At 68.1% G+C, this 11,346-nt stretch carries 8 protein-coding genes and 2 CRISPR repeat arrays (1 of these 10 running past the window's edge); all 8 genes read right to left on the bottom strand.

The window, feature by feature from the left end; genetic code table 11:
• Positions 1-149: 149 nt before the first annotated feature.
• Positions 150-1,230: a CRISPR direct-repeat array (repeat unit 30 nt; unit sequence GGTCCTCATCACCCCAGGTGGGTTCGCAAC).
• 811 nt (positions 1,231-2,041) lie between these two features.
• Genes cas2 through cas6 form a run of 8 tightly spaced genes read right to left on the bottom strand, consistent with a single transcriptional unit; the run spans position 2,042 to position 10,161 of the window.
• On the bottom strand, positions 2,042-2,305 hold the full coding sequence (cas2, locus tag RM779_RS30230) for a CRISPR-associated endonuclease Cas2 (RefSeq protein ID WP_311620981.1): 264 nt from the start codon (positions 2,303-2,305) through the stop codon (positions 2,042-2,044).
• 5 nt (positions 2,306-2,310) lie between these two features.
• On the bottom strand, positions 2,311-3,291 hold the full coding sequence (gene cas1b, locus RM779_RS30225; RefSeq protein ID WP_311620980.1) for a type I-B CRISPR-associated endonuclease Cas1b: 981 nt from the start codon (positions 3,289-3,291) through the stop codon (positions 2,311-2,313).
• Positions 3,291-3,803, bottom strand: a complete 513-nt coding sequence (locus RM779_RS30220; RefSeq protein ID WP_311620979.1) for a CRISPR-associated protein Cas4 — start codon at positions 3,801-3,803, stop codon at positions 3,291-3,293. The genes cas1b and RM779_RS30220 overlap by 1 nt, the downstream gene beginning before the upstream one ends.
• Positions 3,804-3,808: 5 nt before the next feature.
• Complete coding sequence (gene cas3 / locus RM779_RS30215; protein WP_311620978.1) at positions 3,809-6,253, bottom strand: CRISPR-associated helicase Cas3'; 2,445 nt, start codon at positions 6,251-6,253, stop codon at positions 3,809-3,811.
• Positions 6,235-6,963 carry a CRISPR-associated protein Cas5 gene (gene cas5 / locus RM779_RS30210; protein WP_311620977.1) on the bottom strand — a complete coding sequence of 243 codons (729 nt, stop codon included), beginning with the start codon at positions 6,961-6,963 and terminating at the stop codon, positions 6,235-6,237. Before cas5 ends, cas3 begins: the two co-directional genes overlap by 19 nt.
• A gap of 5 nt (positions 6,964-6,968) precedes the next feature.
• Positions 6,969-8,039: a type I-B CRISPR-associated protein Cas7/Cst2/DevR gene (gene cas7i, locus RM779_RS30205; protein WP_311620976.1), complete on the bottom strand. Its 1,071-nt coding sequence runs from the start codon at positions 8,037-8,039 to the stop codon at positions 6,969-6,971.
• Positions 8,039-9,487 (bottom strand): hypothetical protein, encoded by a 1,449-nt coding sequence (locus RM779_RS30200; RefSeq protein ID WP_311620975.1) that lies wholly within the window; start codon positions 9,485-9,487, stop codon positions 8,039-8,041. The genes cas7i and RM779_RS30200 overlap by 1 nt, the downstream gene beginning before the upstream one ends.
• Entirely contained in the window at positions 9,484-10,161 is a 678-nt protein-coding gene (gene cas6 / locus RM779_RS30195) for a CRISPR-associated endoribonuclease Cas6 (RefSeq protein ID WP_311620974.1), read from the bottom strand. Before cas6 ends, RM779_RS30200 begins: the two co-directional genes overlap by 4 nt.
• Positions 10,162-10,524: 363 nt before the next feature.
• Positions 10,525-11,346: direct repeats of the CRISPR family, unit length 29 nt; unit sequence GTCCTCATCAACCCAGGTGGGTTCGCAAC; it runs 986 nt beyond the window's last position.

The following is an 11,346-nucleotide window of genomic DNA, read 5'->3' as shown; positions in this document are numbered from 1 at the left end:
CCGGACAGCTGACGTTCCCCCACTCCTCCGTCTGCCCCATCCCTCTTTCCCATCGAGCACCACAGCCTGGCCATGGGGTGGGGAATTACGTGAACACGGAGGGTGGGGAATCGGCTGACCGTCGACACCCCCGGGCGCGGGCCGTGGCCCGTCCTCATCACCCCAGGTGGGTTCGCAACTTTTGAAGGAGCCGCTGACGCCGAAAAGCAGGGACGTCCTCATCACCCCAGGTGGGTTCGCAACGTGTTCGGCAACGTCGACTCTTACGGGGACGTGGTGGTCCTCATCACCCCAGGTGGGTTCGCAACGCCAGCAGGTCCAGCAGTTCGCCCATCACGCGGTGCAGGTCCTCATCACCCCAGGTGGGTTCGCAACACTTGCCCGCGCCCGTGGTGCCGAAGACGACGACGCGGTCCTCATCACCCCAGGTGGGTTCGCAACGGGACCGGTACCTCCCAGTCGTCCCCGGCCGGGCCGTGTCCTCATCACCCCAGGTGGGTTCGCAACACGTCCGACTGCCCGCTCCGTCCTCCGCACCGGCGTCCTCATCACCCCAGGTGGGTTCGCAACGAGGGCGAAAGGGGGGTGCGCTCCCTGCCCAAGTAGACGGTCCTCATCACCCCAGGTGGGCTCGCAACGAGTCCGCGGGGCGGGCAACCAACCCAGGCGGCCGTTGTCCTCATCACCCCAGGTGGGTTCGCAACCCGCGCTCCCCGAGCTGGCCGGCCGGGACCTCGCCTGTCCTCATCACCCCAGGTGGGTTCCCAACCCGCGCTCCCCGAGCTGGCCGGCCGGGACCTCGCCTGTCCTCATCACCCCAGGTGGGTTCGCAACACCTGGTGGTGGTCGATGAGGCGCACCGCACGTCGGGCAGGTCCTCATCACCCCAGGTGGGTTCGCAACCACTGCTGGGTGGTCAGGTCGATCGCGGCCTGTCCGGTCCTCATCACCCCAGGTGGGTTCGCAACGCAGCGAGGGCGTCCTGCACCGGGCGGTGGCCGGCGGGTCCTCATCACCCCAGGTGGGTTCGCAACATGACCACCGTCTCTGGCAAGCGCATGGACACGAACACGTCCTCATCACCCCAGGTGAGTTCGCAACGCTCGCGCGCCGGCCTGGTCGAGCTCGGCGCCCTGGCGGTCCTCATCACCCCAGGTGGGTTCGCAACTCCGGCACCGCGGGCCAGCCCCACCGCGCCGTGGTCCTCATCACCCCAGGTGGGTTGCAACTTTGCGGCCGATGCAGGCGGGGCCGGATCAGATCGGCGCCGTTCCTCCCTGCTTTCGGCCATCGCACCACGCTGGGAGCAGACGGGGGCGGGGTGTTACTCGCTGGCTGCCCGGCGCTCGCCAATCCGTTTCTGTGTCCGAAGACCAAACAAAGGCTGTACCAGATTTTATCCGGTCGGCACTTTCACGCGACGGCGGAGAGGAATCTTTTCCACACTTGGTGATCTTGAGATGCGAACAGTCGGCAACGAAGCCGGCACCGACACGTTGCCCGCGACGGGTCCTGCACCGGATTGAGCGAGACCGAGTACCGCGCACACCTGCGTCGCCGGAACCTCAACGCAGAAGGCTATACTGCGTAATCAACTCCGCTGAGGTCCCGAAAAATCACCTCGTTCGAGATGGAAATCTGTACGGACCAGGAGTCTTCCGCACATCATCATCCCTAGTGGGATACCTCAGTAGGCGCCCGCATTCACGGTGCACCTGCCTGCCACGATGGTGACGCTCATCGTGCCTTCTGCCATAGGCACCTCCACCATGCAGTGAGGTCCACACCTCCACTCGGGAAAATCGATCTCAGGATAAGAAGTGTGCCCAACACCAAACACACAAGTGAGTCGATCCGATTTTTCATGCGCAGTTTGCCCCTTCGTATGGCTGCGTCGCCCGTCAGCCTATAGGTGAGCTGGCCCGGAAACGGCTAGGCCAAGAGACGTGTCTCTATGCGCCAGTCCGATTCCGCTGACTCATTAAACTACACCCAGTCCTTACAGCGATTCGAAAGACGCCGAGTCCTTACAGCGAACCGATCAGAGGATGTCATCCGATCCGCCCAGGCGGACACCCAGTGTCGTCGTCTCGACGAATTCCGGTGAGCGGGCGGTGTAGGTGACGATGCTGTCGTGGGTCGGGTCGATGACGTTGCGCAGGGCGGCGGTCAGGGCTCGGTATTGGGCGGTGGTCAGCTCGCCCTGGAAAAGGCTGCGCTGGGTCCAGTGCAGGTACTTGCGGCAGGTCTTGAGAACCTTCGGGTTGCGCTTGGCGGCGGTGTCGTAGACGAGGATGACGAACATACCGCTCACCACCAGGGCTTGAACGGCTTGTAGGGGCGCCCTTCGAGGCAGAGCCGGACCAGTTTCAGTGCTTCGAGGTGGATCAGTTCCTCGTAGCTGACCTTGCGCTTCAGCGAGCGGTGATGAACGGTCGTGGCCAGTTCCTCCCGCATCAAGGCGGCGACCTTCTTGCGTCCGTCCTTGCTGAGGGAAGCCCGGCCGACCTCGGTCTCGAAGTCGGAGGCTTTGAAGGCTCGCTGGCCGGCGACTCGTTTGAGTAGGCGTTCGGCGAAGAGGGGTTTGAAGGGCTCGGCCAGATCGAGGGCGAGGGTGTTGCGGCGGCGGTCGGTATCGGCGTGGAGGAAACCGATGGCCGGGTGCAGGGGCGTGGTGCGCAGGGCGGTCAGGACCCGGGCGTAGACCAGCGCGTTGAGGTAGCTGACGAATGCGTTGCCCGCATTGGTCGGTGGGCGGCGGGTGCGTCCGTTGAGACGGAGCCAGGCGGGGAGCATCGTGTCGAGGACGGCCCAGCCGGTACGGCGGTAGTTGCCTTCATGGCCCATGAGGGAGTCGCTGTCCTTGCAGTCGGGCAGAGCCGTCCGCAGGGCGTTCAGGGCGGTGTCGAGGAGGTCGGTGTCCAGGGCCCAGCGCAGATTCTCCGCTGTTACGAGAACGAGGGCGCGGCCGACGGCGGCACGCTGGTCGGGGTCGGCGGTGAGTTCGACCTGTCGGCGGATGACGCTCGCCGAGGTCATGGACTCCGAGGGGGCGAAGTGCCCGGCGTGGTTGCCGTAGTGGTCGAGGGCGTGCAGTGTCACGCCGTTGCGGCTGAGGAGGGAAAGCGCGGAGGTATTGATGTCGACGTGGTCGAAGGCGACCAGGTCGCGGATGTCGGTGATGGGGATGCGGACCGGAGTGCTGTCCGCGCGTTCGATGCGGACGCTGTTGTCCTCACGGCGGATGCGGCAGGGTTCGGTCAGCCAGTAGGTGCGGCCTACGGCGGGCATCAGTCCCCCCAGCAGTAGTCGGTGTATGAGCAGCTGCGGCAGCGGGAGCGTGGCAAACGTTCCGGGGTGGTGTCGGTGGCGATGACGGCGCGGGCGCGGGCTTCGTCCGTTTCGGCCTGGGCGCGGGCGGTGGCGTCCCAGGGCACATCCGTGGTCCGGCGGATGAGGGGGTAGTGGACGATGCCGCCGCGGACGGTGATGCCGCGACGTTCCAGCAGCAGGCAGTAGTGCCGCACCTGGGCAGCGTGGGCCGGGCTGGGGGCACGGGAGGACTTGGTCTCGTGGACGATGGCGCCGGTGGTGACCCAGTCGATCTTGGCTTCGCCGAGGTCGACGTCCCGGCGGCGGGTGAAGGTGGTCTCGTCGACGGTCTCGCCAAGGGCGACCAGTTCGTTGCCCCTTTCCGGGCGGTAGCCGCGGCTGTAGAGCCAGAGCTGACGGGGGCAGTGATGCAGGTATTTGAGGTGAACGCCGCCGAGTTGGCTTTCGTCTCGGTGTGGGTCGCCGGGCATGCTGCTCACAGGATCGTCTCCGGTTCGGCCGGGGGCGCCAGGCCGGTGGCGGGGTCGTAGGTGCCGTCGACGACGTGCACACGCAGGGTGCGGTCGTAGTAGGCGTTGAACGTTTTGAGCTGCCGGTAGCGAAGTGGGATGAGCAGGCCGGCGGCGAGCAGAGGATCGCCGTTTCTGCCGGTGGTGCGCGCTCGGTATTCGTCCACGTCGTCACGGTGGATGACGTCGACACCATCGAGCTTTTCGCTGAGGGCGTGGGCGAACTCGCCGCGGTCGTGGAGGGGGTCGGTGAACGTAAGGAACGTGGCCTCGAACTCGTCGCGCGCCGCGCGCGCGGTGTCCTCCCACTCCTTTCCCCAGGCGGTGGCGTACGCCCGTTCAAGAAGCCGCTCGATGTCCTGCTCGCTCAGGGCGTCGGCGCCTTCCTCCACGATGCTGGTGAGGGCGCTCCAGGCAGCGTCCATGGCACCGGGCTCGTACGGCAGGTGGGCGGCCGCACGGTGCACGCGGAACTCGACGGGGCTGTCGGGGTGCCGACCGCGGCGGTTGACGCGCCCGGCGCGCTGGGCCACGGCCTCGACGGGCGCGGCTTCCACCACGCCCCGGTCCAGGTCGAGTTGGAGGGACACCTCCACCGTCTGGGTCGCGACGACGAGCCCGCCCCGGGGCGCCCGCTCGTCCGGTCGGCGCTCCGGGTGCCGGGCCAGCAGGGCGCGTTCGAGGGCGTCGCGGTCACGGTTCTTGAACCGGGAGTGCAGCAGCAGGGCCGCGTAGGGGTCGCCGGGGAGAGCGTCGCGTGCGTCGTTGGCGAGGTCGGCGAAGACGCGTTGGGCTGTCGCCACCGTGTTGACGACGACCAGGACGCTGTGCCCCTGGCCGACCCACTCGCGGACGCGGTCGAGCCCGCCGGGCTCGGTGAGCGGGCTAGCGTCCAAGACCAGCCGGTGCCGGACTGGGCTCGTGCCCGGCGGGGCGCGGTGGCAGGTCACCGGCCGGGTCAGGCTGTCGTCGATCAGAGCGATCATGCGCGAAGAAAGGGTGGCCGACAGCACCGCAACACGGCTGCCGAGACGTTCCCACAACCGCATGGCCGCGCAAAGCCTGCCGAAAATCTCGGGCTCGTAGGCGTGGAGCTCGTCGAGGACGAACAGGGAGTTGGCCTGTTCGAGGAGAACGGAAGAGTACGCGGGACCGGCGATGGCCGCGCGTAGCAACTGGTGAGGAGTAGAGACCCGCATACGCTGCGCGAACAGCCGCATGGCGTCGGCTTGCAGGCGTGCCTGCCGGGCCTGTTCGGTCGTGGCGCCACTGCGGGGCAGGCCGCAGTCGTCCTCGGTCAACTGGCTGAGCAGAGTGTGCGCGACCGTGCCGTGCAACAGCCCGATGTCGGCGGTCCGCTCGCCGGGCATGGGGGTGAGGCTGCGCCGGAAACGGTTGCGGGCAGCGTTGAGCGATGCACGGTAGGGCAACGTCCACACCAAGCGGGGCAGGCCGGGCATGGCGGTCAACTGGCGGGCGGCCCAGGCCAGCCCGCTCTCGGTCTTCCCGCTGCTGGTGGGGGCGACGAGGATGAGGTGACCGTCAGTGGTGGCGGCCTGCTCCTGATGCGGGTACGGCTCATGCGGGAAGCTCGCGAAATAGTCGGTCGGCAGCGGCATGTGGGTCTGGAGGCGGCTGTGTGCGGAGCCAGCACGGTCGGCGAGGGTGAGCGCCCCCTGGGCCAGGACGGTCAGCAGACCGTGCTCGGGCTTCACCGGCTGGCTCCACGTCTCCAGCAGTCGGCCGAGCAGGTCGCGGGAACGTTCGGCCAGGGTCGGCCCCTCGGCGGTATGGGGCGGCGGGTCAGTGGCGAACACCCCGGCGAGCCAGGCCAGTAGTTCACGGTGCAACGCCCGGGGGACCTGAACGACGGCGGTGCCATCGGGCGCCGGAGTGCGCGTGAACGCCTCCCCCCAGTCCGTTTGGGCGTTGTACAGCTGCTGAAGGCTCGCCTTCCCCGGGGAGACAGCGGAAGCGGAGGGGTGCAGCGCGCGGTGGTGGGTGGCGACGAGGGCTCCGACCAGCAGCCTTTCCGTGTCACTCCAGTCCGCCGCGGTCGCGAGCAGGTCGACATAGGCCAGGGACAGCACCTCGTGCCGTTGGCCCCAGGCCAGCCCGCCGGGGCTGACCTGCCGCTGGAAGCCTTCGGCGACCTTGCCCGTGTCGTGCAGCAGGGCGGCACGGCGGACGCAGGTCCAGAACCGCAGGTCGGCGGCGATCACGCCGGCGTTGGCGACTCGTGCCTCGACCTGGTCGACGGTGTCGCGGACGATGAGCGAGTGCGTCGTCAACCGCTCGGGGTCTTTCTTCGGGCGCGACTTGGCACGGATGTCGGCGAGCGTTCTGGGGGCGGGCCGCTGCTGTGCGGGCACCCGGGAGGCGGGGGAAGAGTTCAGGGCGTCAGCAGCCATACCGCCTGCTCCCCTTCCGAGCTCCCCGCCGCCCCGGCGATCGCGTCCTCCCGATCCCGCGGCCCGCCCACCTCCCGGTACGCGCCCCGCAGCCGTGCCACCCCGGCGGGGATGTCGCACCACAGGTAGTCCGCCCAGCGGGTCGTCAACCGGTCGGCGGAGACGCTGGCCGCCATCCGGTGCTCCTGGGCCGAGCCGATGTCGTGTCCGCTCGCCGGTGCCAGCGTGTGCCCCACGCGTCCCTCCTCGGCCGGCTCCAGTTCCACGCGTTTCATTCCTCGGAGGTGCACGACGTCCTGCGAACGTCCCAAGCGCAGCGCCCACCGCGGCCGTCGGAGGGCATCGGCGATGCGTCCGCCCTCGGGGCCCGGCAGCCACACGGTCAGGTGGAGGCCGACCAGGAAGGGCCTGTCCCTGATGGTCATTCCGCCCTTCACCGCACGCACCCGCCCGGAGACTGCCGGGTTGGCGCCGCCGGCCGCGACGGGATGGTAGGTCTCCGTGTCGACACCGGAGCCCTCGGCCCACGCCGACATTCCGAACGGCACGTCCTCCGCCGGTCGCCCGGTAGCCGCGGCCAGCAGCCCTCGCACGGTCGAGGGAGGAGGCAGGGGAAGTCCGTGACTGAGACCGGGGAAAAGCGGATCGCGGAACGACGCCACCGGTGCGTAGAACTCGGCCCGCCACGCCGCCAGACGTTCACCGGACACGCCCGTCACCGCACGACCTCACGCACGGGGTCGTCGAACCAGGCGTCCAGCGCCCCCGTGCGCAAGTCGTCCGCCAGGCCGCGCAGGATCGTGCGCGGGTGGTCGACGACGATCGTCCCGTCCGCCAGTTCCGCGGCGCACTCCTTCGCGAACGCCTCCCGCACCTCGTCCCGGAAGCCCGGCCGCCAGCCGATCCGCACGGGCGACTCCCACTCCCCCGCCCACGCCTCCAACTCCTTGCGCAGCACGTCGCCACGCACCCGCAGGCCAAAGCCCTCCTCGCCGTCGACGCAGTGCGCCAGCGGATTGATGCCGCCTTTGAACGGGACCAGGACGACGAGATCGGGCACGCGATCCCCGTAGTGCAGGGCCTGTTTGGCGCCTCCGCTGAGGTGGGCCAGAGCTTCCAGCAGCAGCGCCGCCCGGGTACGGCGTTCCTCGATGGGCAGTCGCACCGCCGGCTGATCGCGGAACGTCACGGGTGCCGCCCCGGCCGAAACCGCCTCCGCCACCTTCAGGGCGTCCTCCTTGCTGAGGTAGTTGGGCCGCCCGACGCCGCCATCACCCGGGAGCGTGAACGTTCCGATCCTGGGCATGTCGAGCAGGAGCGGCGCCGCCAGGTCGGCGGTGTAGAAGTCGTGGCCGTGCAGAACCGGCTCGATAACGCCGCGCGCCATCACGCCGTAGTCCTCGGTCGGGTAGGAGGGCTCAACCGCCATCAAGGTGCCCAGCAGGAAAGGGCTGTCCCGCAGAGTGGTGGCGGCGTTGTCCTTGCTGGAGCCGGCCTTCATATACCCGAACAGGTCGTCGTCGGCATAGCGGACCGGATCGGCCGCTGTGTTCGCCTTCTGCGCCTTGTTCTGCGCCTTCCCGACCCGGGTGACGGGAGAGGGGATGGTCCCCAGCTCCACCATGCTCTCCCGCACCCAGCGGCGCACCGCCTGGGCCGAAATGTAGGGGTAGAGCCCGCCGCGGAAACGCGCCCGCTTGACCCGCCCCGTGGTCGCCTCCCCCTTGCCGTTGTTGGGCGCACCCGCCCGGACCGAGAGCACCAACTTGCCTGCGAGGTAAGCCATTACGCCGCGTCCATTCCGTCGTAGTCGTCCTGGTCCGTGCCGAACGGGGCCTGGGACAGGAGGTGCTCGGTGTGCTCTTCTTCCTCCGGATCGGCGGATGCCCCGTGCACCGAGACGCCGCGCTCCTGCAACATGCTCACGACGGCGATCCCCAGAAGCATGCGATGCTCCCAACTCCTAGGGCGCCGCTGGATGAACGGACGCCAGTCGTCGGGACCGGCCGCGACATGACGCCCGGCGAAGAACAGGCGGCGTTTGGCCAGGGTGAGCACCAAACCCAGCTTGTAGGCGTGGAGATGCGCGGTCTCGAACTCCGCCCAGCGCCCACGAGGACTGCCGTCCCCGTGCTCGATCCAGTCGGCGACCATGGTCGCCACCGGCTTCAGATCAGGCTCCATGTCCAAAACCTCCTCGGCATAGGTGAAGGCGAGCCGGCTCATGTCATTCCGGTGCTGCGGACTCATGGGACGGCGGGGGTTCAGAAGCATCCGGTGCAACTCACGCAGCAACGACCGGCTGCGGCCGTCCTCCGGCTCGAACAACAGGCGCGCGGCCTCGTCCGGACCGCACGCGACCAGCGCGCCTTTTTCGTCACGGCGGGTCAGGCCCAGCTCCAGCCGCCGCCACCCGCGGCGCAGCGGAGCATTGCCCTCGACGAGCGCCAGGAACCGGGGAACGGCACGACGAGTACGCGACACCCTCAGCCACGGCTCCTGGTTGTCGTTCTTGAAACTCCACAAGGTGGTGGCGGACAACTCCACACGTGCGTGACGCAGGGCGTGCACGACGACCAGCTCGGGCCGGGCCCCGGCCGGCAACTTGGAGAAACCCAGTTGCATGAGACGCCGGGCCCGCAGCACGTTCCGCTCGGCGAACCGTCGTTCCGCGTCCTCGACCGCACAGGAGAAGACGGTGGCCGATCCGGCGGTGACCCACGCACCGTAGGGCAGCGCCCACGCGGCCACCCGGCACCCCCGGCACACCGGCCAGCCGGGGACTCCGGGCGGCAGGGTGTTCAGCGCCTTGTTCGTGTCGAACATCGGCAGGTTCATCTTCGTCCACACCACGGAGGACGGCGTGCCGCAAAACGTGCAGGGATACCTCTGGGCGTCCGTTCCCCTGTCCGGAACGAACAGCTCGGCGATCGCCCCGGCGAGGACCGCCCGGTCCTTGGAACGTTTGCTGTGCGTGGCTGCCGCGTTCGGGTAAAGGGCGTAAAGGACTTTCCACCAGTCGTAGACCGAAGCGTCTTTGTCGGCCACGGCGGCCGTGCTGGCGTCCCTCACCAGGCGTTCGGCGACCGTGTCGAGATCCCCAGCGGTTACCTCACGGGGAACGGAACGGCCCGCGAGCACCGCCACGGCCCATGCTCCCGCCCTCTGAAGCGGATGGCTGGTCATTGACAGCGGCGCGAAGGCCGCCACGGTCACGGTCTCCGTTGCGCTCACCGGACCCACCCGAACCCCTGAACGGTGTCCAACCCGAGACCCCAGGAGCGCAACGCCTGGGCGAATCGCGCGTCCGCGTCCATCCCCACGCGCAAACGCGCCCCGATCCTCGGCGCCCCCCGCACCGTGAACCTCCGACGCGGCCCCGCCTCCAGGAGACGCAGGTGCCGGGGACGCGGCAGACCAAGTACGTCGGCCTTGTGCTCCAAATTGTGCTGCAACCGCTCGATATACCCCTCGTCCCCTGGGAGCAGGTAACGGCGCTCATCTTTCAGGATCACCGGTGTGGCCGTCGCGAACTCGGCCACTCCCGCGTCCGACGGCACGTCGAAGTCCAGAGCGAATCCGCGCACCTTGAGACGAGCCGTCCCCCAGATGATCTCCGCCTGCCCGGCCAGCCCGGCCACCAGGGCAGCAGCGATCTCGGGCACGGGCGACCCGAACCAGAGCGAACCGTTACGAGACGTGGTGTACACACCGCTCTTGCGCGGCGCCCCACGGAACTGCGGACTCGTCAGCCCCAGCGGCCGGAGCCGATGCCCCTTCCATCCCTCGTCATGGAGCGAGCGCGCCAGTTCCGCATCCTGGCTGCCGATCAGCCCGTACACCACCGCCCGCGCCGGCCCGTGGACGTCGTCCCACGGCAGACTCGGCACGTTCACATCAACATCCACCCTGACTCGCACCGCACCCCCAACCTTTCTGTCGCCGCAACGCGTTGTCGACCACTACTCGCGGAGAGTGGCCACAGCGGACACTACCGAAGCGCGGAGAGCGAGGCGAATGATTCACGACAAACTTCCCGAAACTTCTCGTACTGTGATATAAGAGCGCGCACCACACCGCTCAGCGCTCCCGTCACCCAGAGGACCGGGTCGCCTAAGCTAGCCGGAGGTACTGACAATCACAGCGACACAGAACCGCACCCCCCTGGGCGCAAGTCTGTGACCAGCACTGATGCATTACCGACGAGTCGCTGCAGAACTCGACTCCGAACAAGTCCCCACGGCGGCCATGACCTGAGGCTTTACCCTCGGGTCCTCATCAACCCAGGTGGGTTCGCAACGCCGGTGTCTTCTGCGTCATGCGTTCAATCTGACACGTCCTCATCAACCCAGGTGGGTTCGCAACACCCGGTACAGGGAGATGAAGCGGTCCTCGCCTCGCCGGTCCTCATCAACCCAGGTGGGTTCGCAACGCATCACCGCCGACCTCATCGTCGCAGACCCGCCGTAGTCCTCATCAACCCAGGTGGGTTCGCAACTGGGCCGTCCGGCGGGGGGTTGCGGGCCGCGGTGGTCCTCATCAACCCAGGTGGGTTCGCAACTTTCGCGGGTGGCGTTCACCTCGGCGCCTTCGTCCACGTCCTCATCAACCCAGGTGGGTTCGCAACGCGCGTTCCGCATCGTGGGCACGATGGAACACCGCCCGTCCTCATCAACCCAGGTGGGTTCGCAACCGGGGCTGTCGGCGAGGTGGGCGCGCCCGAGGACCTGCGTCCTCATCAACCCAGGTGGGTTCGCAACTCGGTGGCGCCCTTGACCTGCGCGCAGTAGTCCGACGTCCTCATCAACCCAGGTGGGTTCGCAACTGGCTCACGGACTCGTTCCTCCGCTACGTAGGGCAGGTCCTCATCAACCCAGGTGGGTTCGCAACGCGACGTCCTTGACGACCGATCGGACCGGGATGACGGGTCCTCATCAACCCAGGTGGGTTCGCAACTCCTGCTCGATCGCAATGTCACGGGCCGCGGCCAGAGGTCCTCATCAACCCAGGTGGGTTCGCAACCGGATGGTGCGGAGGTCCGCCGCGGCGCGGGCGGCGGTTGTCCTCATCAACCCAGGTGGGTTCGCAACACG

Source organism: Streptomyces johnsoniae (genome assembly GCF_031845565.1).
Classification (GTDB): domain Bacteria; phylum Actinomycetota; class Actinomycetes; order Streptomycetales; family Streptomycetaceae; genus Streptomyces; species Streptomyces johnsoniae.
The sequence above is the reverse complement of the archived record's forward strand: the minus strand, read 5'-3'. Positions and strand labels throughout refer to the sequence as shown.